Below are 22,238 nucleotides of genomic sequence, written 5' to 3' on the forward strand. Positions count from 1 at the left end.
GGGTTGAAAATCAGAACGCGAAGCAGCTGCAGCCCAGCGCGCCCCAGAAACCGGTGAAATCGGCTACCGGAACGGTCGAGGCGCGCGCGCTGTCGTGGCCGTGCCCGTGCACGCCGCAGGGGCCCGAGCAGATATGCGGCAGCGCCATCCGCGGCGCGGCGGCGCGCGGCCGGTAGCTGCCGGGGAAGGACTTGACCGGCGACCAGTCGGGCAGCACCGGGATCGGCGGCGGCGCGTACGATGCAAAGCCGGCGTCGCCGTAGACAGGCTTGCCGCCCACGATGGTCAGCACCGATTCGATGGCCTTGATGTCGTCTTCCGGAACGCTGAAGAAGTCAGCGGACAGCACGGCCAGGTCGGCCAGCTGGCCCGCCTTGATCCTGCCTTTCTTGTCTTGCTCGCTCGAGAACCAGGCGCTGCCGGCCGTCCACAGCGCGAGCGCGCTGGCGCGCGGCAGGCGCTGGTCGGCGCCGTACATGCGCAAGCCGCCGACGGTGCTGCCCGAGACCAGCCAGTACAGCGCTGTCCACGGGTTGTAGCTGGCGACACGCGTGGCATCGGTGCCGGCGCCCACCGGCACGCCGGTGGCGAGCATGCGCGCGATCGGCGGCGTGTGGCTGGCCGCATCGGCGCCGTAGCGCTCGACAAAGTACTCGCCCTGGAACGCCATCCGGTGCTGGATCGCGATGCCGCCGCCCAGCGCGGCCACGCGGTCGATATTGCGCTGCGTGATGGTTTCGGCGTGGTCGAACATCCAGTGCAGGCCGGCGAAAGGAATCTCGCGGTTGACCTTTTCGAACACGTCGAGCATGCGGCTGATCGATTCGTCGTAGGTGGCGTGCAGGCGGAACGGCCAGCGCTGCTCGACCAGGTGGCGCACCACCTGCTCCAGTTCGTCCTCCATGCTCGGGGACAGGTCGGGCCGCGGCTCCAGGAAATCCTCGAAGTCAGCGGCCGAGAACACCAGCATCTCGCCGGCGCCGTTGTGGCGGTAGAAGTCGCTGCCGTCGCCCGGCTTGACCATGCCGGTCCACGCCTTGAAGTCTTGCAGTTCGGCGCCCTTGTTCTGGGTGAACAGGTTGTAGGCGATACGCACGGTCAGCTGGCCGGCGCGCGCGAGCTGGTCGACCACGGCGTAATCGTCAGGATAGTTCTGGAAACCGCCGCCGGCGTCGATCACGCTGGTCACGCCCAGCCGGTTCAGCTCGCGCATGAACTGGCGCGTCGAGTTCACTTGCTGGTCGAGCGGCAAGGCCGGCCCTTTGGCCAGCGTGGCGTACAGGATCATCGCGTTGGGCCGGGCGATCAGCATGCCGGTCGGGTTGCCGGCGGCATCGCGCGCGATCTCGCCGCCGGGCGGATTCGGCGTGTCCCTGGTGTAGCCGACAGCGCGCAGCGCGGCGCGGTTGAGCAAGGCCCGGTCGTACAGGTGCAGCACGAACACCGGGGTATCCGGCGCCGCCTCGTTCAATTCGTCGAGGGTCGGCATGCGGCGCTCGGCAAACTGGAACTCGGTCCAGCCGCCCACCACCCTCACCCATTGCGGGCTGGGCGTGACCATGGCTTGCTGGCGCAGCATGCGCAAGGCGTCGGCCAGCGACGGCACGCCTTCCCAGCGCAACTCCAGGTTGTAGTTGAGCCCGCCGCGAATCAGGTGCATGTGCGAATCGTTCAGGCCCGCGATGGCGGTATGCCCTGCCAGGTCGATGACCTCGGTGGCCGGCGTGCGGTGGCGCATCACCGCCTCCGCATCGCCCACTTCCAGGAAGCGGCCGTCGGCAATCGCCACCGCGCTGGCGGCCGGATTGGCGCGGTCGCCGGTGTGGAAGCGGCCATTGACGAGGATCAGCGACGCGCTCATGCCCGGTCCTCCCCGGGCTGCTGCTCCTTGGGCGCGATGCCGGTGATCTTGGGCGCGCATTCGCTGGCGAGCCAGGCTTTGGTCAGCGGCGCGCCCTGGGCCAGCCGCTTGGCGACCGGAACCACCTGCTCGCCGATCAGCATGCCCAGCAATCCGACCAGGGCAATCGCCGGCGGCGCCGGCGAGCGCACATTGATCAGGCCATAGATGATCCCTACGAGTATTCCCGCGCCAATCGACATCAGGTACATTGCGGCCCCCTTCAGCTGTCCGGGCCGCGACGCGGCCCACACCCGGAGTATGCCGCGCTGCCTGCTACAAAACTTGAATCAGCCTGCTGTTTTTTCCCGCCCAGGCTCCGGCCCGCTGTCGAAGTCCATCGTATCCGGATTGGTGTCCGAAGCCAGCGGCGCGCCCATGAACTTCAGCCAGACAAACCCGATGACGCCGGCCAACAGCGAACCGATCACGATGGCCATCTTGGACGAGTTGATGACATCGGCCTGCCCCGTGAACGCCAGGTTGGTGATGAAGATCGACATCGTGAAGCCGATGCCGCCAAGCAGGCCGGCGCCAAGGACGTGGCGCCAGGCCAGGTCGAGCGGCAACCTGCACAGGCCCAGCGCCACCGCGGCAAAACTGAACAGGAAGATGCCCACGGGCTTGCCCACGAGCAGACCGAGCAGGACGCCTAGGCTATTCGCCGACAACAGTTCCTGGGTCCAGCCGGGGGCGATCGCGATGCCGGTGTTGGCCAGCGCAAACACCGGCAAGATCAGGAAGGCGACCGGAATGTGGAGCGCGTTTTCCAGCCGGTGCGAAGGCGACCTGGCATCGTCCTGCACCGACGAGTAGGGAATCGCGAAGGCCAGCAGCACCCCGGCGATGGTCGCATGGACACCGGATTTGAGCATCAGGAACCACATCAAGGCGCCGCCGACCAGATACGGCAGCAAGCGCATGACGCGCATCACCCGGTTCATCGCCACCAGCGCCGCAAACACGGCGAACGCCGCGGCAAGGTAAGCCAGCGACAGCTCGGCCGTGTAGAACACCGCGATGACCATGATCGCGCCAAGGTCGTCCATGACGGCCAGCGCGGTGAGGAAGATCTTGAGCGACGCTGGCAGCCGGCTGCCAAGCAGCGCCAGCACGCCCAGCGCGAAGGCAATGTCGGTGGCCATCGGGATGCCGATGCCGGGCTGGGTCGGCGAGCCGTAGTTGAGGCCGAAGTGAATCAGCGCGGGGACGGCAATGCCGCCGGCCGCGGCCAGCATCGGCAGCATGGCGTTGCGCAGGTCGGACAATTCGCCGTTATACAGCTCGCGTTCGAGTTCCAGGCCGATCAGCAGGAAGAAGATCGCCATCAGCGCGTCGTTGATCCAGTGCTCGATACTCAGGCCGGCCACTTTCAGCTGCCAGAACCCGAGATAGCCCTCGGCCACCGGCGAATTGGCGAGCGCCATCGAGACCAGCGTGCACGCGATGAGCACGATGCCGCCGGCTTTACTGGACTGGATGAATTTTTTGAAGGAGAGTGAGAGCTGTTTTTCAATACGCATGGGTGATGGACGCAAAGGTACCGCGTGGCGGCCCGACCATCGCGCATCCTGTCATGCCGTTACGGCATGATCACCCTTGCATAGATTATAACGGGAAAGAGTCACGCATGACGGCGCACTGCGCCGTCATGCGTGCCGCGATGCCGGCCGACGGCGTGCCGGCCGAACGCGGCTACTTGTTCTGGTAGCCGCCGTAGGCGCCGACCGGACTCCAGGCTGGCGACACCGGCGGCAGCTGCGGCGCCAGCGACTGGTAAGGACCGGCGCCGTACACCACCTGGCCGTTGACGATGGTGAGGACGCTGTCGAGCTTCTTGATGTCTTCCGCGGGGATCGAGAAGTAATCTGCCGGCAGCACCACCAGGTCGGCGTACTGGCCGGTGCGGATCGTGCCCTTCAGCTGCTCCTCGCCGCTCATCCATGCGCTGCCGGTCGTCATCAGGCGCAGCGCCTCGAAGCGGCTCAGCACGTCGCGGTCCTGCCACATCCTCATGCCGCCGGCGGTCTTGCCGGTCACCGCCCAGTACAGGGCCGGCCACGGCGCATAGCTGCTGACGCGGGTGCCGTCGGTGCCGAGGCCCACCGGCACGCCGAGCTCGAGCATCTTGCGGATCGGCGGCATCTGGCGTGCCTGGGCGCCGTAGCGTTCCCAGTACGACTCGCCCTGGAAGAACATGCGGTTTTGCACCGCCACCCCGCCGCCGAGCTTCTTGATGCGCTTGAGCTGGTCGTCGGTGATGGTTTCCGCATGGTCGACAATCCAGCGCAATCCATTGAACGGCGTCTTCTGGTTGACGCGCTCGATCACGGCCAGGTCGCGCTCGATGCTTTCGGCATAGGTCGCATGCAGGCGGAACGGCCAGCGGTTCTTGACCAGCAGGCTGATCACAGGCTCCAGTTCGCTTTCCATATGCCCGGGCAGGTCGGGACGCGGCTCGAGGAAGTTTTCGAAGTCGCCGGCGCTCGCCACCAGGTTTTCGCCCGCGCCTTCGGCACTGAAGCCGTTCGGATACAGCATGTGGTCATTCTTGTTCGGCCTGGTCTGGTCCATCCAGCGCTGGAAGTCGGCCAGCTCGGTGCCCGGCTTTTGCGCAAACAGGAAGTACGAGGTGCGGACCGTGACCTTGCCCTGGCGCGCCAGTTCGATGCTGACGCTGTAGTCGTCCGGATAAGCCTGCCCTCCGCCGCCGGCGTCGATCGCGCTGGTCACGCCGAGGCGGTTGAGTTCATGGTAGAAGTGGATCGACGAATTGACCTGGTCCGCGCGGCCAAGCTTGTTGGTCTTGCCAAGCGTGGAATACAGCACCATCGCATTTGGCTTGGCCACCAGCAGGCCGGTCGGCTCGCCCTTGGCGTCCAGTTCGATGACGCCGTCCTTGTACTTGGTGTCCTTGTTGTAGCCGAGCGTCTCGACGCCCTTCTTGTTCAGGAAGCCGAGGCCGTACAGGTACAGGATGAACACCGGCTTGTCCGGCACGGCGGCGTTGATCTCGGCGAGGGTCGGCATGCGCTTTTCGTCGAACTGGTGCGCGCTCCAGCCGCCCACCACCTTCACCCATTGGCCGTCGGGCGTGCGCGCGGCCTGCTCCTTGAGCATCTCCAGCGCCCGCTTGAGCGACGTCACGCCGTCCCAGCGCAGCTCCATGTTGTAGTTCAGTCCGGCGCGGATCACGTGGGTGTGCGAATCGTTCAGGCCTGGAATGACTGTGCGGCCCTGGGCGTCGATCACCTTGGTATCGGCGCGCTTGAGCTTGAGCACGGCCGCATTGCTGCCAGCGGCGGCGATCTTGCCGTCCTTGATCGCGACCGCCTGGACAAATTCGCCCTGTTTCACCATCGTGGCGATCTTGCCGTTCGTCAGGATCAAATCCGCTTGCGCCTGGGCCATGCCGGCCGCTGCCAGGCCCGCCAAAAAGAGGTACGAAGATGGTTTCATTTTTATATCCTGACGCCGCACTGCGGCACGATGGTTGACCGAGGATTATTGTTTGACTGCTTCGACCGCGATGGTCAAGGTGACTTCGTCGCCGACATACGGTGCGTGCTTGCCAGCGTTGAACTCGCTGCGCTTGATCTTGGCGACCGCATTCGCGCCACAGGCATCCTTCTTCAGCAGCGGGTGCGGCATGCAGTGGAACGAGGTGACTTCCAGGCGCACCGGCTTGCTGACGCCCTTGATGGTCAGGTCGCCGTCGACCGATCCCGGCTTGTCGCCCGCGAAATTCAGCTTAGTCGATTTAAATGTAATCGTCGGGAATTTCTTGGTGTCGAGGAAGTCTTCGCCCTGGATGTGCTCGTTAAACAGCGGGAAGCCGGTGTTCACACTGGTGGTGTCGATGGTGACATTGACCGAACCGGTCCTGGCGGCGCGGTCGAGGACGATGGTGCCGCTGGTCTTGTCGAAGCGGCTGACCTGGGTCGAATAGCCGAAGTGGCTGTATTCGAAACGCGGGAAGGTATGGGAACCGTCGATGGCGTAGGTCTCGGGCGCTGCCAGCGCGCCCAGCGAGACCGTGGCCGCGAGGAAGAAGAGTGCAATTTTTTTCATGATGCTGTCCTTTAAAGTGGGCGAATCCGGCTTGGGATGCACGGCTTCTTGTAGGCGAGGAATGCAGTATGCCGGGTCCGCCCAACTTTAAAAAACGGAAAATTTGCAGCTCTATCGTCGAAATTATCGAACGATACTGTCCAGGCGAACCTGGCGGATCGCGGCCTTAGTTTGCGCCAGCGGCCGCTTCGATCAAGCTGGCCACGGCGGCCGGGTTCGAGGTCATCACCACGTGCGAAGCGCCTGCCACCGTCACGGTTTTGCGCGACTTGGCGCGTTCGGCCATGAAGCCAAGCGCCGCGGCCGGGATGTTCTTGTCGCCGGTGCCGTAGATAAAGTAAGACGGCAGCGTCTTCCATGCCGGCGCAGCGGACGCTTCCGTCAGCGCCGCCTCGGCAATCGGACGCTGGGCAACGGCCATCAGCGCGGCCTCGGCTTTCGGCAAGTCCGCGGCGAACTGTTTGTGGAATTTGTCTTGCTGGATGTAGAAGTCCTTGCCGCCTTCGGCCAGCACGACCGGGGTGGCCAGCGCCTGGCCCAGGGTGCCGCCAGGGAAGCGTCCGGACAGTTCGAGCGCGGTTTCCCCTTGTTCCGGTGCGAACGCGGCGACATAGACCAGGCTCTTGACGTTGGCGTTGCCATTGGCCGCGGCGCTGATCACCGAGCCGCCGTAGGAGTGGCCGACCAGGACCACCGGACCGTCGATGCTCTTGACGATGTTCGACACCACCTGCGCGTCGCCTTTGACGCTACGCAGCGGATTGGCGGCGCCGATGACGGTGTAGCCGTCCTTGCGCAGTTTGGCGGCCACGCCGTTCCAGCTGGTGGCGTCGGCGAAGGCGCCATGCACCAGGATGACGGTTGGCTTGACGGCCGGGGCGGCCGCGGCGGCGGAGGCGGCGGCGATCATCAGGGCGGCGGCGGCGGTTTTGAGCTTGTTCATGGTGGTTCCTTTTAAGTGTTTTTTAGTGGACAAGGGCGACAATCAGTCTGCCTTCGGGAAATCAAGCACCGTGTCGTTGACGCGGTTGAAATAATTGGTGAAGAGAATCGCGGAGATGGCCAGCAACGACTCGACGATCTGCGTGTCGGTGTAGCCGGCAGCCTTGACCGCATCGACCGTTTCCACCGGCACCGTTCCCTTGGTGCCGTGCACGGTGCGGGCGAACAGCGCCAGGGCGTCGAGGCGGTCGTCGCCCGATGCGCTGCCGTGGCGCGCGGCCAGGATCTGCTCTTTTTTCAGGCCGGCGCTCTTGCCGATCATGGTGTGGGCGGCCAGGCAATAGTCGCAACCGGTGTCTTGGCTCAAGGCCAGCTTGATGGTTTCGACTTCCTTTTTGCTCAGCGAACCCTTTGCAAGGGTGGCGTCCATCGCCAGCAGCGTGCTGAGCACGTTCGGGCTGTTGGTGCCGATGCCGGCGTAGGCGTTCGGCACCACGCCGATGGCGGCCTGGATGCTGGCGAAGATGTCGGCGGCTGGGCCGGTGGCTTGGGAGACAGGTTGCGAGTTCAGGCGGGTCATACGATGTCCTTTATAGTCGGTTGAGGCCGGAACGTTTCCGGATGACTAGACTATAGATGGACCAAAAAGCGTATTGGTGACACAATGGCTCAGAAATTTGCTCCACAGTCTCAACCAAGGAAAAAGCACCATGGACCTGCTGAGCCGCCTGCTCCACCTCTATCCGGTCGACGTCGACCTTGAGCTCGCCTGCAAGCTGGGCGCGCCGTGGTCGCTGGAGAATGCGCAGGCCGGGGCCGGCACGGCGCCCTACCACATCATCACCTCCGGCAACGTTTGGCTGCATACCCCCAATGTGCGCGCGGCCTTGCTGGAGGAAGGCGATATCGTGGTGCTGCCCTCGGGCATGGCCCACACCCTGTTCGCCGACGGCGACAGCAGCGGCACCAGTATCGAGGTGACCTACAGCGACGCCTTGCCGGTGGTCGCCAACGGCGGCCATGGCGTGCAGAACGAGATGCTATGCGGGCACTTCAGTTTCGAACCCGATGTCGCGGGCACCCTGATGTCGTCCCTGCCGGAAGTGCTGCACGTACGCCACGCCCATCGCAGCGACCTGGACGAGATGGCCCTGCTGATCCAGCTGCTGCGCAAGGAAGCCCAGGCGACCCGGCTCGGCTCGTCCGTCATCGTGCGCCAGCTGGCCTCGGTGCTGTTCGCCCTGATCCTGCGCGCCTGGACCGAGCAAGCCCCGGCCCAGTCCGGCATGCTCAGCCTGCTCGCGGACCCGCGCTTGCGGCGCGGCTTGCAGGCGATGCTTGACGATCCGGCGCGCCAGTGGTCGGTCGACGAGCTGGCCGAAGCGTGCCACATGTCGCGCGCCAGCTTCGCGCGCCACTTCGGCAAGGCCGCCGGGATGACGCCGGGCGACATGCTGATGCGGATCCGCATGGCGCGCGCGGCCCAGTTGCTGCGCGGCGATGGACGCAACGTGGCAATCATCGCCAATGCGGTGGGCTACCAGTCCGAAGCGGCCTTTAACCGGGCCTTCAGCCGCTTCTACGGCAGCACACCCGGCATCTGGCGCAAGGCGGCGCCGGTCGAAAACACGTTTTCCTTGCTGGGGGGCAGCCCGGCAGCGCCCTAAGCTCACATGACAGCGGCCGGCATCTCCAGGCCGCACACCCGTGCGGCCCCCTCCGGCGCCGGCTTGCCGCTGGCGTAGATCGTGGCCAGCCCATGGTCCTCCAGCGACAGCAGCGAGCCGAGCAGCTCGAGCGAGGTCTGCTGCAAAGAGCCCAGCATTGGCCGCACCTGCTCCAGATCCGCCCCCTGGCCCATGCGCTCGACCAGCTCGGCGCCGATCGCGTGCAGCCGCCGATGGGCGCGCTCCGACAGCGCGAAGGTCGGCGAACCGGCCAGCGTCGCGCCCTCGTTGCGGTACCAGCGCCCGATCTGGCACTTGTCGCAATTCAGTGTTGGAAAGTCGGTGGCCGCGCGCTGCGGCGAGTCGGCCGGCTCGCCGGCGTGGCGCAGCGTGTAGGCCACCATCTTGCGGCGCCACTGGATATGGTCGACGATCGCCATCTGCACCAGCCCGACCGCCATCGACACCGGACACGGCGCGAAGCGCTCATGCGCGATCAGCGCCGCCAATGCCAGCGGCCGGCTGATCAGGTAGCCCTGCATCTTCATGCAGCCTGCTTCGACCAGGAAGTGGTACTGGGCCGCCGTCTCGACGCCTTCGGCCACCAGTCCAATATCGAGTTCATGCGCCATCCGGATCGCCGAACGCACGATGCCCGCATTCTTGTCCGAGTTGAGCATCCGCTGCACCAGCCCCTGGTCGAGCTTGATCGAGGTAAATGGCCATTTGCTCAGGGTGTCGACCGACGAATAGCCCAGGCCATAGTCGTCCATGACCAGCCCGAGACCGGCCTCGCGCAGGCGCCTGATGTTGGCCAGCACGCGCGGGCTGCACGACAGCGCATGGTGCTCGGTGATTTCGATTTCCAGCGAGGCGGGGGCGGTACCGGTGGCGGCCATGCCGGCGAAAATCTGCCCGCTCAGGGCGTCATCTTCGAAATCGGTGGCCACGGTGTTGAAGGACACAGGCGCAAACCGGGTCGGGCCAAGTACCGCCATGTCCTCGAACAGGCGCGCGACGATGTAGGCGCTCATCCGGGGCGACAGGCCGGCGCTGTGGGTTAGCGGAAGAAATGCGCCGGGTTCGATCACGCTGCCGTCAGGCGGACACCAGCGCACCAGCGCTTCCGAGCCGCACACTTCGCCATGGGCCATCGAAAACTTCGGCTGATAGTACAACTGGAACTGGCGGGCGCCGAGTCCGGCCTCGATATCTTGCGCGGTGATCATATGGCACCCTGCCCGCTGCGACGAATGGACTTTCAGCATAGTCCATCCGGTAAATTTTTCCAGCCGTCAGCCGGGTCTTTCGCCGTCCCTGTGCCCGCCCGGCGCGGGCGGCAGGTAGCGCTCGCTCCAGGCGGCGATCACATTGGCGATGTAGAGCGCGTCGCTCTTCTGGCTCAGCAGGTGGTCGGCCGTGTCGAGGGAAACGAAGCTTTTCGGATGCTTGGCATGGGTGAAGATGTCGAGCGCGTTGCTGATATCGACGGTCTGGTCGCGCGGCGAATGCATCACCAGCAGCGCCTTGCGCATGCGCGCGACCGTTTCGCCGAGGCGATGCTGGGCGGCGTCGTGCAGGAACTGGCGCTGGATGCGGAAAGTGCGCCCGGCCAGCTTGACTTCGGCCTCGCCGTCGGCTTCGATCTGGGCCAGCTGATCGCGGAACAGCCCGGCCACGTGCGAGGGATCGCTGGGGGCGGCCACCGTGACCACGGCGCGCGCTTCCGGCACCTGCTCGGCAGCGGCCAGCACCGCCGCCCCGCCCAGGCTGTGGCCGATCAGCACCGCCGGCGCATGGTGGTGCCGGCGCAGATAATCGGCCGCTGCCACGAGGTCGGCGACATTCGACGAGAAATTGGTGTTCGCGAATTCTCCGTCGCTGGCGCCCAGCCCGGTGAAGTCGAAGCGCAGCACGGCCACGCCGTGCTCGGTCAGCGCCTGGGAAATACGGGTCGCCGCGAACACGTCCTTGCCGCAGGTGAAGCAATGCGCGAACAGCGCGTAGGCGCGGATCGGGCCGGCGGGCGCGTCCAGGCGCGCGGCCAGCATGGTGCCGTGCGCGCCGGGGAATTCAATACGCTGCTGAGTCATGTGATCCTCCAGATCAGGAAGCCGGAACAGCGCTACTGTACACCCAAGCCGGTGGCGCCCGTCGACGCCGCCACGCTCAGCCCTGCAGCTCCGGCTGGGCGCGCAGCCGCTCGACCACGCAATCGATAAACGCGCGCACTTTGAACGCGCCGTATTTGCCTTCCCGGTGCACGACCTGCACCGGCCACGGCGCCTCTTCGAAATTCTCCAGCACCAGGACCAGGGCGCCGCGCGCCACTTCCTGGGCGACCTGGTAGGACAGCAATCGTGTGATCCCGAGTCCGCCCAGGGCCGCCTGCATCGCCGCGTCATTGCTGGTCACCACCAGGCGCGGCTTCATGCGCACGGTCAGCTGCTCCGCGCCGCTGCCGAAGTGCCATTCGACCCGCGGCGAGATCGCGCTCGACGAGACGATGGTGTGCTGCAGCAGGTCCGACGGATGCCCGGGCACCCCATGCGCCGCCAGGTAGGCAGGCGAAGCGCACAGCACGCGCCGGATCTGGCCGACCCGGAATGCGCGCAGCGACGAATCGGGAAGGTGGCCGATGCGCACCGCCACGTCGATGCCCTCTTCGACGATATTGACCACCCGGTCCAGCAGGTGCGCGCTCACCTCGACCTGGGGATGGCGCTGCATGTACTCGACGATGCAAGGCATCAGGTACATGCGCCCGAACAGCACCGACGCCGTCACCGACAGCTGCCCGCGCGGTTCGGCATTGACGCCGGACGCGGCTTCATTGGCCTCGGCGATGCTGGCGAGGATGGCGCGCGAATCGTCGAAGTACTGGCGGCCGGCGTCGGTCAGGCGCACATTGCGCGTGGTCCGCTGCAGCAGCACGGTACCGAGCTGTTCCTCCAGCGCCACGATGGCGCGCGTGACCGCCGCCGGCGAGACATCGAGCTTGCGCGATGCCGCGGCAAACCCGCCCTCCTCGCTGACGGTGACGAAAACCTGCATCAGATGGACCTGGTCGATGAGCGTTACTCCTGGCGAAACAGTGAATGTCGGCGGGCGGGGATTCTATTTCCCCTCATTATTTCCCAAAATATCTCCATCGACAATCAAAACCGGGCAGCTTGCCCGGTTCGCTACCCAGGAGAACATCATGCAGACCAAATTCAGCTTCCACCCGGGCGAACGCGCGGTGCAGGAACGTGCCGGAGAAGCGGCCATGGCCGAGCGCAACGGCAGCGTCATCGCCGACACCATCCTCGGCGGCGCCCGGCCCTTCATCGCCAAACAATTCATGGTGGTGCTGGCCAGCGTGGACGCCGGCGGCGCGGTCTGGTCGTCGGTCGTCTACGGCCAGCCGGGCTTTGTCCATGCCGACAGCGCCACCGTCGTCACGCTCGACGTTCCCGCCGAACGCCGCGCCGACAGCGAGCCGTTCTGGGACAATATCCGCTTCAACCCGGCAGTCGGGATGCTCTTCATCGAGCTCGGCACGCGCCGCCGCTACCGGATCAACGGCACCATCGAGCGCGACGACTGCGCCGCCATCGACATCCGGGTCGGCGAAGCCTACCCGAACTGTCCCAAGTTCATCCAGCGCCGCCACTTGCGGGCACAAGGCGAATTCCACGAGGCCGGAGGCGTTGCGACCGGCGCGGCCATCGGCGGCCTTGTCGCCACCCTGATCCGCGCAGCCGACACCGTCTTCGTCGCCAGCACCAACGCCGACACCGGGGCCGACGCATCGCACCGCGGCGGCAATCCAGGATTCGTACAGGTTACCGGCGAACGCACGCTGCGCATTCCCGACTACGCCGGCAACAGCCTGTTCAACAGCTTCGGCAATTTTGAACTCGACCCGCGCGTGGGCCTGTGCATTCCGGATTTCGCGGGGCAGCGCCTGCTGCAGATCAGCGGCGCCGCGCGGGTGCTGTGGGATCAGCCCGACCCGGCCAACCTGACCGGCGGCACCGGGCGCTTCTGGGAAGTCGAGATCGCCAGCTGGGTCCTGCGCCAGGTGCCGCAGCGGCTGGAGTGGGAATACCTCGATGCATCGCCGTTCAACCTGCCAACCGCGGAGGGGTGACGACCATGGACTATTTCATCGACAGCATCTTGCAGCATGGCCCGGCGGTCAAGGAATTTCGCCTGGTGCGGGTGGACGGCGGCGCCGCACCGGCGTGGCAAGCGGGCGACCATGTCGAACTCGATATCGCCGCGCAGTCGGGCGAGCGCCACCGCAATGCGTATTCGCTGATTGGCGAACCCGGCGCGCAACTGCGCATCGCCGTCCAGCGCGAGGCGGCAGGACGCGGCGGATCGCGCGTGCTGCATGACGAGTACATCGCCGGCATGCGGATTTCGGTGAGCGCGCCGATGGGCAACTTCGCACTGCACACCGGCAGCGCGCGCAACCTGCTGATCGCCGGCGGGATCGGCATCACCCCCATGGTCTCGATGGCGCGCGCGCTGGATCGCGGCGGCAGCCGGTTCGAGCTGCACTACCTCGCCCGCGACGCCGGGCGGCTGGTGCTGCTGCACGAGGTCGACCGGCTGGCGCATGGGCAGCTGGCCACCTATACGACCGAGTCGGGCAACCGTCCGGACCTCCAGGCAATGATCGGCGCCTACAGCGAAGGCAGCGAGCTGCACGCCTGCGGACCGGCGTCCTTACTCGACGCCATCCGTACCGCAGCCGCCGCGCTGGGCTGGCCGATGGCCAATGTGCATGTCGAAAGCTTCGGTGCGCGCAGCGCAGCCACCGACCGGCCCATCAAGCTGTACCTGCGCCAGAGCGACATGCGCATCGACGTGATGCCGGGCACGTCTATCCTGGACGCAATGATTGCCGCCGATGCGTTCGTGTCCTTCGACTGCAAACGCGGCGAGTGCGGCCACTGCTTCGCCAATGTCGTTGCCGGCGAGCCGATCCACCGCGACGCCTGCCTCACGCCCGGCCAGCGGGCGCAGGGGATGACGACCTGCGTTTCATGGGCCGCGGGCGATGATCTGGAGTTGGACCTGTAGCAGTGCCCCCCGCGACAGGCAAGCATGTCGCGCGGTGGGCCGGCCTTAGCGGCGGACAATGTCGGTCCGCCGCTTCCTGCCTGCCAGTGCTTCGGATAGCGCGCCGTGCGCGTGGCGTTGTTGTAGACCAGCGCAACCACGGTCACGGCCAATGCGCCGCTCACGGTCGGGAACAGCAGTAAGTCCCGCCCCGGCGGCGCCAGCAAGATGATTACAGGATTCGAGACGGCCCGCGCATGCGCGGTGCGGGTCAGCGGCATCAGTGCAATCGCGGCGCCGAGCCAGGCCCGCAGGATGTTGCGCATACCGGCGTACGGCGGCAACGCCGCCCGGTCGCCGCGGCCCTGACGACATGACTGTCTTTTCGTGCAATCGCCACTGCCAGCTTGAAGGCAGCCGCCTGCGCGGCTGCCGACCGTGCGGCGCCTAGAAACTGAAGATGGTGTAGCCCTGCTCCGACAGCTGCGCAATGCTCGGCAGGCCCGAGGTGCCCGGCACGCTGTTGTCGGTGATCAGGTCGAAACCGTTTTTTTCCGCTTCTTCGCGCGCGCCGAACACATCGGCGCAACCGCAGGACACCCCGGCGACCGTGTCGGCCACCGCGTTGTACAGCGCGTGCACCGGATGGTCCGGCTTGCCGACGACCCCGGCCCAGCGGGTTCCCGTACCCTGGAAATAGATCGCCACGTCGGTGCCGCGCTGCTTGAAGTCGTAGGCGGCCGCCAGGGCGTTGAACAACCGGCCGAGGGCTTCTTCGCCGCCGTGTGTTGGATCGGAGAAGACGATGATGGCTGCTTTCATGATGATTCCTTTGCGTGAGTGGCTTGGTTGATGTGTCGGTAGTCGACCAAGCCATCTTAGGAACTTGCGCCCGGGAGCGAAACGGGGCGGGGCGAAATTGATTGTTTCGGCCAGCGCAATGGCTCAGCGTCACACCCGACTGCACCAAAGGACAATATCGCTAGCGGCACAAGCAATTTACAGTGATCACTGTCGCTACCGCTCCGTCAACCCAGCCTTCCGCTGCCGCCACATGCGCTTCCAGCTCGATGGTTGCGCCGCAGTCACCGAAGCCGCCGGCGGCAGTAAAACGCGCCGGGTGTTCAGTTGTACCCCATCGGGCAGCGCCGGTAGCCGGACGCTGCAGGTCTTCCAATCGGCCACCGCCACGACCAGCCTGTCCAGCAAGGCAGTCGAGCATCTCACGCCAGTGCTCGACATTGGCGAACTCAATTCCAGGGTGAACGTGGTGAAGGCCGACGGTACATTGTGGGTGTGGGAAAACGACTGGACCGCCAGCACCGCGGCCAATACCGTGATCACGCGCACGCAACTGGGGACCAACTACACCAAGCTGGAAGTGAGCGAGGAATCGGTGCTGGGAATCCGGACCGACGGCACCTTGTGGGCATGGGGTTCCAACAATGCCGGCACGTTTGCCGATGGCCCGAGGGCCGGCAGCCCAACCCCGATTGAAATTGGCAAGGACTTCATCGAAGTCGCGGCAAAGGGCTCGCACACCAGCGCCGGGGGCCGGGTGGTCGGACTAAAGCGTGATGGATCATTATGGGCCTGGGGTTCCCGTTCGAGTCCGGTTCCGAATTCGTGGGAGCGCCAGTTCACCCCGCACCAGTTCGGCTCGGGCTTCTCCGCCCTTGCCGGGGGCAGCAGCGGGCTATCGATGGCGCTGCAGGCAAACGGCAGCATATGGTCGTGGCACGAAAATATCTCGGACGCGCCATTTGTCGTGAAAAAAATCGGCGACGATTACCAGGCGCTCGCCACTGCCTATGGCGCTACCTATGGCCTCAAGAAAAACGGCGATCTATGGGCGTGGGGCCGCAATGCGCCGAACCGCGGGGAGGTCGGCACAGAGGACGTGCCGGTGCTGGCCGGACAGGGTTATGCCTCGCTCGCGGCCGGCGCGTATTACACGATGGCGCTGAAGACCGACGGAACGCTCTGGGCGCACGGCAGCAATTCAGAAGGACAGTTCGGCGATGGCACAACGGGGGGCGCGCCCACGCTCACCCAGGTAGCGACCGGCGTGCGCAAGGTATGGGCCGGGGACTCATGCACCATCATCGAGAAGCGCAACGGAACGCTGTGGGGCACGTCCTATTGCAGGCTGGGTGTGACGTCCGGCATCCCGGCCCATGGCTTCCGCCAGCTGCCGCAGTTCTGATGCGACGTGTTTTGCGGGTGGCCGGGGCGGCGGCGCCGGCTATCCGAGCCTGATCAGCCCAGCGTGTCGGCCCAGATATTGCGGGCCCAGTTGAACGCATACACGCCCTCCTGCGCACTGGCGTTGGCCGAGACGCCGCCCGACCCCGGCACCACGATCAGCGTCTTTTGCGCCGCGTCGTACGCATGCACCGACGCCACGTGAATGACGTCGCTGTCGGAGACGAAGCTGTAGCAGGTGTTGGTGAGCACCGGATGGGCGTCCGGTGCACGGCCGCCCAGCATGTCCACCACCGCCGCCGCGCACACTTTCGCATGCTGGTTCGCCATGTGCGCGGACTTCGGCATGAACGGCGAGGTCTGGATGGCGTCGCCGAGCACGTGGACGTTGGCATGCACAGTCGATTCGAAGCTGAGGAAATTCACCCCGCACCAGCGCTGGTTCAGGTTTGCCAGTCCGGATTGCACGGCGATGGCGCCGGCACGCTGGGGCGGAATGATATTGAGTACGTGCGCATCGACGCGGTCCCCCAGTTCGGAAAACACCGCATTCGCCTGCGCCCTCACCGTCTTGAATTGCGGCCGGTAGTCGATCATGCCGCGATAGCGCTGCGACCAGATCCGCTTGAACAGCGCGCCTTTCGAGACCACGTCGTCGTTGGCGTCGAGGATCAGCACCTTGGCGCGCGGCTTGGCGCGGCTGAAATACTGCGCTACCTGGCAGGCACGCTCGTAGGGGCCCGGAGGGCAGCGATACGGCGCCGCTGGAATGGTCATGACGAAAGTGCCGCCATCGGGCATCTGTTCCAGCGCGGCGCGCAGCGCCAGCGTCGCCGGTCCCGCTTTCCACGCATGCATCGCGGTGCTTGATCCGGGCAAGTCGTCAAACATGAAGTCGATGCCAGGCGAAACGATCAGGCGGTCGTAGCGCAGCACCTGCCCGCCTGCCAGCGTGACAGTGCGTTGAACCGCGTCGATGGCTCGCGCCGTATCGTGAATCACGCGGATGCCGTGTTTTGACGACAGTGCTGCATAGCTCATCGTGAGCTCTCCCAGCTGGCGCGATCCACCCAGCACCAGGTTGGACAGCGGGCAGGAGACAAAGCTGGCGTTCGGCTCGACCAGCGTGACCTCGATCGCCGCCTCGCTCCACATTCGCACATACTTCGCCGCGGTCGCGCCGCCGTAGCCGCCGCCGATCACCAGCACATGGGGCCTGGCTTGCCCGCCAATACTGGCGCAGCCGGTCGATGCCAGGGCCGCCGCAGTCCCCGCCGCATGAATGAACTGACGGCGCTTCATGGCTTCTGCCTCGACAAATACACCGCGATCTCTTCGATCTGCTTGTCGGTGTAGCCCTTTGAGATCTGATGCATGATGGTAGCGGGACGCGCACCGGTTTTGAACGCGCGCATGCTCGCCACCAGCGCGTCCTTCGGCTGCCCTGCCAGCACCGGCAGGGCATTGCCCGCGCCGGCGCCGTTGGTGCCGTGGCACGCCGCGCAACTCGCGTACAGGCGCTGGCCGTTGGCGGCCGCCGCACTGCTGGCCAGCGCCAGCACCATCCCAAGCGTCAATCCGATCCGCATGATCACCCTTTCAAGGCCGCACACCCGGCGACTCCATCGCCATTCCCCTGGCGCGCGCGGCCAGGTACAGTTCCAGCTCCACCAATTCAAGCGCGCCATACGGCGGCACCTCGGCGCGCACGCCGCTCATGCAATTGCGCAGGCGCCGCTGCAGCGATCCCATGTCCTGCCATTCCAGCCGGTAGATAGGATACGCGCTCGCGTGCCCTTGCGGTATCGTGCTGCCCGCCAGCCGCTTGCCCCAGTTGGCGTCATGGCACTGCGCGCACGACAAATTCAATTGGCCGATCCGCTGGTTGAACAGCTGCTTTCCGCGCTCGGTCGGCTGCTTCAGGCGCGCGTCGCGCGGCGGCGCCACCGGCATGCCGCGCGACTGCAGCGCAACGTAGGCTTCCATCGCCAGCAGTTCGCGGCTCTCGGGGCGCCACGGCGGCAGCTTCTGCTTGCCCACGCGGCACTGGTTGATGCGCTGCGCAAGGTTGATCGGCAGCTTGCTGTGGGTGTCGAAGGCCGGAAAGCGCGCAGCCACGCCGCGCATGCCCGCGCTGGCGTCGCCGTGGCAGCTGGCGCACGACTTGCCGTCCCTGCCGGCTTTCGCCTGCCATTGCGCCTCGCCGTCTCCCACCCACAGCATGGCAGGGTTTAGCGTGTCGTCGCGCTGCATGGCCTGGGTCGACGCGCCCATGAACTGGGCGCCGGACTTGCGTTCGTCGGCGGCGGCGCCAAGCGCGAGCGCACAGGCCAGCAACCCAAAGGCGCGCTTCATCCGGCCACCGTGATTGCGGCGGTCTCCGTTTGCGAGAAACCGTTATCGCCTTCCCACAAGAATTCGAGCGTGCCGGTGTCGGTCGCCACGGTATGGAATGCGATGTATGGATTGGCCGAGATGGCCGGATGCAGTTCGGCCGCAAACACCTGTTCGCCGTTGTAGCGAACCGTGAAACGGCGAATGATGTCGCGCTTCTGCACCACGCCGTCGGCGCCGGGCCGGTAGCCGGTTTCCATCGTGTGGCCGATCAGCGCGCGTATTTCGATGATCTCACCGCGCCTGGCTGTTTTCGGCATATTGATCAATGCGCGTGCCATCTCAGCCCTCTCCTTCAATGCAGGCGGCAAGCGTGACGATCACGTCGGCGCTGCCGGACCAGAAGCTGCCGTCGCTCATGCGCGCCACCGCAATCAGCTTCTGCGATGTGGCCATGCGGATGCGGGTCGATACCTGCGCCTTGCCGGAACGCGGGCCAAGCGTGAACTTGACCACATCGGTCTGCGGATTGCGCTCGTTGAAAACCGCAATCGCTGTTACATGGTCTGCCGCGGTCATCGGGCTGTCGACCGCCACGGTGATGGGCACCGCATTGCCGTTGTCGACCAGCGCGGCCACATCCAGCTTGACCCTGCCTGCTGTGGGCGCAGCCCCGCCGGTAAAGGCGCCGATCGCCGCCGCCATCTCGGCGGGCGTGGCAAACACCGGACCGGCGATGGCAACGGCGATGCCTGCTGCGAGCAGTTTGCGTCGGTGAAGATTGGCTGTGTCTGTCATTGGCTCGGCTGCTGTCGTAAAGTCTGAAGGTACGCTACCACGTCTTCGACCTGCTGCGCGCTCAGGATGGTTTTGTCTTTCAACTGGGTGGGCACGCGTTGCAGCCCTTCGCTCGCGTAGTAGGCCGGCATGATGGTGCCAGGGTTAATGCGGCGCGAGTCGACCATCCGCAAGCGCAGTTGCGCTTCGGTCCAGCGGTCACCCGCGCCAGACAGGTCGGGCGCCAGGTTGCCCTGGAAGCGCTCTTCGGGAATCGGGCCGGTATGGCACAGCAGGCACAATCCGAGCTGGCGGTTGGCCACGATCGCGCGGCCGCGGACGGCGTCGCCCGGCGTGGCGGTCAGCGGCGTGGAAAGGCCCTCCTGTGCCTGCGCCAGGGTGCACGCGCAGGACAGCAGGATGGCGGCGAGACGGACCGTCACGCCTGGTCCCGCACCGTTACGCCTTTTTCAGGCTGTGGTTTTTAAGCGGCAGGTCGCGCACGCGCTTGCCGGTGGCGGCGAAGATCGCGTTCAGCACCGCTGGCGCGGCGACGGCAATCGTCGGCTCGCCCACGCCGCCCCAGAAGCCACCCGACGGCATCGTGATGGTCTCGACCTTCGGCATCTCGTCCATCTTCAATACCTGATACGTGCTAAAGTTGTCCTGCTCCATGCGGCCATCCTTGAGCGTGCACTCGCCATACAGCGCGGCCGACAAGCCATACACGAACGAGCCCTCCACCTGCGCCTCGATCTGCTGCGGGTTCACTGCGTGGCCCGGATCGGTGGCCGCCACGATGCGGTGAATCTTCAGCTTGCCGTCCTTGCTGACCGAGACCTCGGCGCAGGCCGCGACATAGCTGCCGAAACCCATGGTCTGCGCCAAGCCGCGGAACACGCCCTTCGGCGGCTTCTTGCCCCAGCCCGCGCGCTCGGCGACGGCATTGAGCACCGCCAGGTGCTTCGGATGGTTGGCCATCAGCTTGCGTCGCAGCGCCAGCGGATCCTGCTTGGTGGCGTGCGCGATCTCGTCGATGAAGCACTCGAGGTAGATCGCGTTCTGGTTCAGGTTCACGCCGCGCCAGAAGCCGGCCGGCACCGGCGGATTGCGCATCGCATGGTCCACCAGCAGGTTGGGGAAAGTGTAGCCGATCGACGCGTCGGGACCGGGCGCGTTCAGGCCCTGGAACACGACCGGGTCCTTGCCGTCCTTGATATTTTGCGGCAGCACCGACGCCAGGATCGACTGTCCCGAGATACGCATGTGCAGGCCGGTGACCTCGCCCTTGGCATCCAGGCCGGCGGTCAGTTTGCACTGGGTGACCGGATGGTAACGGCCATGCAGCATGTCTTCTTCGCGCGTCCAGATCAGTTTGACCGGCGTGCCGGGCATCTCCCTGGCGATCGCCACGGCCTGGCGCACCCAGTCGTGGGTGGCGCCGCGGCGGCCAAAACCTCCGCCCAGATGGATTTTATAGACCTCGCACTTTTCAGGCGGCAGGCCGGACGCTTCGGACGCCGCGGCCAGTGCCGCTTCGCCGTTTTGCGTCGGCGTCCACACTTCGCATCGCTCCGGCGTGAACTTCACCGTGGCGTTCATGGTTTCCATCGTCGCGTGGTTCTGGTGCGGGTACGAATACACCGCCTCCACCTTGCGCACCGCCTTGCCGATGGCCGCGCGCGCGTCGCCCTGCTGGTGGCCGACCACCGCATCGGCCGCTTCCAGGCCCGCCTTCAGGGTCGCAGCCACATCGGCGCTCGAGAGCTTGGCGTTGGGGCCTTCGTCCCACACGATCGGCAGCGCATCGAGCGCGGTCTTGGCGCGCCACCAGGTATCGGCCACCACCGCGACAGCGCTATCGCCCACCTGCACCACCTTCTTCACGCCGGGGCGCTTGAGTACTGCGGCGGCGTCGAAGCTTTTGACCTTGCCGCCAAATACAGGGCAGTCCTTGATCGATGCGTTGAGCATGCCGGGCATGGTCAGGTCCATGCCGTAGATTTGCGCGCCGGTGGTCTTGTCGACCGTGTCCAGCCTCGCCAGGCGCTTGCCCGCCAGCTTCCAGTCCTTCGGGTCCTTCAGCTTGACGTCGGTGGGCACCGCCAGTTTGCCGGCGGCTGCCGCGACCTTGCCGTAGCTGGTCTTGCGGCCGGTCGGCGTGTGCGTGATTACGCTGCTCGACGCCGTGCACTCGGCCGCCGGCACTTTCCACTCGTCGGCCGCGGCCTGCACCAGCATCATGCGCGCGCTGGCGCCGCCCTTGCGGACATAGTCTTGCGAACCGCGGATGCCCTGGCTGCCGCCGGTGGAGAAGCTGCCCCATGGCCGCTTGCGCGCCAGGTTCTCGCCCGGCGTCGGATATTCGGTGGTGACGCGGCTCCAGTCGCCGTCGAGTTCTTCGACGACCAGCTGTGCCAGCCCGGTCAGCGTGCCCTGGCCCATCTCCGAGCGCGCGATGCGCACCACGATGGTGTCGTCGGGTCGCACCACCACCCAGGCGTTGACTTCGGGCGCGGCCGCGCCTTGCGCCTGCGCGTCGCCAAACGGAATGTGGAAGGCGACCATCAAGCCGGCGGCGCTGGCCGCGGAGGTTTTCAGGAAGCCGCGGCGCGATGGCGATGCTGGCACTGCGTTGTCGTCGCGGCTCATGCTTTGTCTCCCACGTGCTGGATGGTCAGGCCGGCCGACTTGGCGTCGCCGCCCTTGGCCACCACCTTGATGGCGGCGCGGATGCGGTTGTAGGTGCCGCAGCGGCAGATGTTGGTCATGGCCGCGTCGATGTCGGCGTCGGTCGGCTTGGCTTTTTGCTTGAGCAGCGCGGCGGCGGCCATGATCATGCCCGACTGGCAGAACCCGCATTGCGGCACGTCGAGCGCGGCCCAGGCTTTTTGTACCGGGTGGCTGCCGTCCTTCGACAGGCCTTCGATGGTGATGATCTTCTGCTTGTCGGTCACTGTCGACACCGGGCGCACGCAGGTGCGGGTCGGCTCGCCATCGATATGGACGGTGCAGGCGCCGCAGGCGGCGATCCCGCAGCCGTATTTGGTGCCGGTCAGTCCAAGCTGCTCACGCAGCACCCACAACAGCGGCGTGTCGTCTTCCGCCTCGAATTCGCGGTCCGTGCCGTTGACATTCAGCTTCGCCATGCAGTGCTCCTGTAGTGGGTTGATCATGCGAGTGCCGTGTATATTACATCCGTTCAACACTGGCCGCACCGTCGCGACCCGGTGTTTTTTTCGGGTATTTACAGGGCGAACGCGGATACCGATGTAGTTTCCATATCG

23 protein-coding genes and 1 pseudogene are annotated in these 22,238 nt (G+C 65.8%); 4 read left to right on the plus strand and 20 right to left on the minus strand.

Annotated elements, in window-relative coordinates; genetic code table 11:
- Positions 1 to 10: 10 nt before the first annotated feature.
- The 7 genes from I4X03_RS20060 to I4X03_RS20090 form a co-directional block, all read right to left on the minus strand.
- On the minus strand, positions 11 to 1,861 hold the full coding sequence (locus I4X03_RS20060; RefSeq protein WP_223470009.1) for an amidohydrolase: 1,851 nt from the start codon (positions 1,859 to 1,861) through the stop codon (positions 11 to 13).
- Positions 1,858 to 2,112, minus strand: coding sequence for a XapX domain-containing protein (locus I4X03_RS20065; RefSeq protein ID WP_223470010.1), 255 nt, complete (start codon positions 2,110 to 2,112; stop codon positions 1,858 to 1,860). Before I4X03_RS20065 ends, I4X03_RS20060 begins: the two co-directional genes overlap by 4 nt.
- Positions 2,113 to 2,190: 78 nt before the next feature.
- Positions 2,191 to 3,423 carry a Na+/H+ antiporter NhaA gene (gene nhaA / locus I4X03_RS20070; protein ID WP_223470011.1) on the minus strand — a complete coding sequence of 411 codons (1,233 nt, stop codon included), beginning with the start codon at positions 3,421 to 3,423 and terminating at the stop codon, positions 2,191 to 2,193.
- A gap of 172 nt (positions 3,424 to 3,595) precedes the next feature.
- Positions 3,596 to 5,359, minus strand: coding sequence for an amidohydrolase (locus I4X03_RS20075; RefSeq protein WP_223470012.1), 1,764 nt, complete (start codon positions 5,357 to 5,359; stop codon positions 3,596 to 3,598).
- A gap of 45 nt (positions 5,360 to 5,404) precedes the next feature.
- The gene (locus I4X03_RS20080) at positions 5,405 to 5,971 is read right to left on the minus strand and encodes a YceI family protein (protein ID WP_223470013.1); all 567 of its coding nucleotides are present in this window, start codon (positions 5,969 to 5,971) and stop codon (positions 5,405 to 5,407) included.
- Between the two features lie 166 nt (positions 5,972 to 6,137).
- On the minus strand, positions 6,138 to 6,914 hold the full coding sequence (locus I4X03_RS20085; protein ID WP_223470014.1) for an alpha/beta fold hydrolase: 777 nt from the start codon (positions 6,912 to 6,914) through the stop codon (positions 6,138 to 6,140).
- Between the two features lie 42 nt (positions 6,915 to 6,956).
- Positions 6,957 to 7,493, minus strand: a complete 537-nt coding sequence (locus I4X03_RS20090) for a carboxymuconolactone decarboxylase family protein (protein ID WP_223470015.1) — start codon at positions 7,491 to 7,493, stop codon at positions 6,957 to 6,959.
- Positions 7,494 to 7,623: 130 nt separating this feature from the next.
- On the opposite strand from I4X03_RS20090, the gene I4X03_RS20095 reads away from it, so the two are divergent.
- Complete coding sequence (locus I4X03_RS20095; RefSeq protein WP_223470016.1) at positions 7,624 to 8,580, plus strand: AraC family transcriptional regulator; 957 nt, start codon at positions 7,624 to 7,626, stop codon at positions 8,578 to 8,580.
- A 2-nt stretch (positions 8,581 to 8,582) separates the two neighbouring features.
- Here the strand turns inward: I4X03_RS20095 and I4X03_RS20100 are convergent, their stop codons facing one another.
- The 3 genes from I4X03_RS20100 to I4X03_RS20110 all read right to left on the minus strand — a co-directional run bounded on the left by I4X03_RS20100 (position 8,583) and on the right by I4X03_RS20110 (position 11,634).
- A complete protein-coding gene (locus I4X03_RS20100) occupies positions 8,583 to 9,809 on the minus strand; it encodes an EAL domain-containing protein (protein WP_223470017.1) in 1,227 nt (408 codons plus the stop codon).
- Positions 9,810 to 9,875: 66 nt separating this feature from the next.
- Entirely contained in the window at positions 9,876 to 10,673 is a 798-nt protein-coding gene (locus I4X03_RS20105) for an alpha/beta hydrolase family protein (protein WP_223470018.1), read from the minus strand.
- Positions 10,674 to 10,749: 76 nt separating this feature from the next.
- Positions 10,750 to 11,634 carry a LysR family transcriptional regulator gene (locus I4X03_RS20110; protein ID WP_229428246.1) on the minus strand — a complete coding sequence of 295 codons (885 nt, stop codon included), beginning with the start codon at positions 11,632 to 11,634 and terminating at the stop codon, positions 10,750 to 10,752.
- A gap of 148 nt (positions 11,635 to 11,782) precedes the next feature.
- Between I4X03_RS20110 and I4X03_RS20115 the strand changes: the two genes are divergently transcribed.
- Complete coding sequence (locus tag I4X03_RS20115; RefSeq protein WP_223470019.1) at positions 11,783 to 12,715, plus strand: pyridoxamine 5'-phosphate oxidase family protein; 933 nt, start codon at positions 11,783 to 11,785, stop codon at positions 12,713 to 12,715.
- A 5-nt stretch (positions 12,716 to 12,720) separates the two neighbouring features.
- Complete coding sequence (locus I4X03_RS20120; protein ID WP_223470020.1) at positions 12,721 to 13,656, plus strand: PDR/VanB family oxidoreductase; 936 nt, start codon at positions 12,721 to 12,723, stop codon at positions 13,654 to 13,656.
- Positions 13,657 to 13,760: 104 nt separating this feature from the next.
- On the opposite strand, the pseudogene I4X03_RS23375 reads toward I4X03_RS20120, so the two are convergent.
- Both I4X03_RS23375 and I4X03_RS20130 read right to left on the minus strand, forming a co-directional pair.
- Positions 13,761 to 13,961, minus strand: a pseudogene (locus I4X03_RS23375) (HPP family protein); the annotation flags it as partial.
- Positions 13,962 to 14,082: 121 nt separating this feature from the next.
- Positions 14,083 to 14,457, minus strand: coding sequence for a DsrE family protein (locus tag I4X03_RS20130; RefSeq protein WP_223470021.1), 375 nt, complete (start codon positions 14,455 to 14,457; stop codon positions 14,083 to 14,085).
- 232 nt (positions 14,458 to 14,689) lie between these two features.
- Between I4X03_RS20130 and I4X03_RS20135 the strand changes: the two genes are divergently transcribed.
- Positions 14,690 to 15,841 (plus strand): RCC1 domain-containing protein, encoded by a 1,152-nt coding sequence (locus tag I4X03_RS20135; RefSeq protein ID WP_223470022.1) that lies wholly within the window; start codon positions 14,690 to 14,692, stop codon positions 15,839 to 15,841.
- 53 nt (positions 15,842 to 15,894) lie between these two features.
- On the opposite strand, the gene I4X03_RS20140 is transcribed toward I4X03_RS20135, so the two are convergent.
- Genes I4X03_RS20140 through I4X03_RS20175 form a run of 8 tightly spaced genes read right to left on the minus strand, consistent with a single transcriptional unit; the run spans position 15,895 to position 22,100 of the window.
- On the minus strand, positions 15,895 to 17,142 hold the full coding sequence (locus I4X03_RS20140) for an NAD(P)/FAD-dependent oxidoreductase (RefSeq protein WP_223470023.1): 1,248 nt from the start codon (positions 17,140 to 17,142) through the stop codon (positions 15,895 to 15,897).
- Complete coding sequence (locus tag I4X03_RS20145) at positions 17,139 to 17,429, minus strand: c-type cytochrome (RefSeq protein WP_223470024.1); 291 nt, start codon at positions 17,427 to 17,429, stop codon at positions 17,139 to 17,141. The genes I4X03_RS20140 and I4X03_RS20145 overlap by 4 nt, the downstream gene beginning before the upstream one ends.
- Positions 17,430 to 17,439: 10 nt before the next feature.
- Positions 17,440 to 18,195: a sulfur oxidation c-type cytochrome SoxA gene (gene soxA / locus I4X03_RS20150; RefSeq protein WP_223470025.1), complete on the minus strand. Its 756-nt coding sequence runs from the start codon at positions 18,193 to 18,195 to the stop codon at positions 17,440 to 17,442.
- On the minus strand, positions 18,192 to 18,515 hold the full coding sequence (gene soxZ, locus I4X03_RS20155; RefSeq protein ID WP_223470026.1) for a thiosulfate oxidation carrier complex protein SoxZ: 324 nt from the start codon (positions 18,513 to 18,515) through the stop codon (positions 18,192 to 18,194). Before soxZ ends, soxA begins: the two co-directional genes overlap by 4 nt.
- Position 18,516: 1 nt before the next feature.
- Positions 18,517 to 18,972: a SoxY-related AACIE arm protein gene (locus I4X03_RS20160; protein WP_223470027.1), complete on the minus strand. Its 456-nt coding sequence runs from the start codon at positions 18,970 to 18,972 to the stop codon at positions 18,517 to 18,519.
- Entirely contained in the window at positions 18,969 to 19,394 is a 426-nt protein-coding gene (soxX, locus tag I4X03_RS20165; RefSeq protein WP_223470028.1) for a sulfur oxidation c-type cytochrome SoxX, read from the minus strand. The genes I4X03_RS20160 and soxX overlap by 4 nt, the downstream gene beginning before the upstream one ends.
- A 16-nt stretch (positions 19,395 to 19,410) precedes the next feature.
- Positions 19,411 to 21,603 carry a xanthine dehydrogenase family protein molybdopterin-binding subunit gene (locus I4X03_RS20170; RefSeq protein ID WP_223470029.1) on the minus strand — a complete coding sequence of 731 codons (2,193 nt, stop codon included), beginning with the start codon at positions 21,601 to 21,603 and terminating at the stop codon, positions 19,411 to 19,413.
- The gene (locus tag I4X03_RS20175; protein ID WP_223470030.1) at positions 21,600 to 22,100 is read right to left on the minus strand and encodes a (2Fe-2S)-binding protein; all 501 of its coding nucleotides are present in this window, start codon (positions 22,098 to 22,100) and stop codon (positions 21,600 to 21,602) included. The genes I4X03_RS20170 and I4X03_RS20175 overlap by 4 nt, the downstream gene beginning before the upstream one ends.
- Between the last annotated feature and the right edge of the window lie 138 nt (positions 22,101 to 22,238).

The organism is Massilia soli, assembly GCF_016809835.1.
In the GTDB taxonomy this organism is placed as follows: domain Bacteria; phylum Pseudomonadota; class Gammaproteobacteria; order Burkholderiales; family Burkholderiaceae_D; genus Telluria_A; species Telluria_A soli.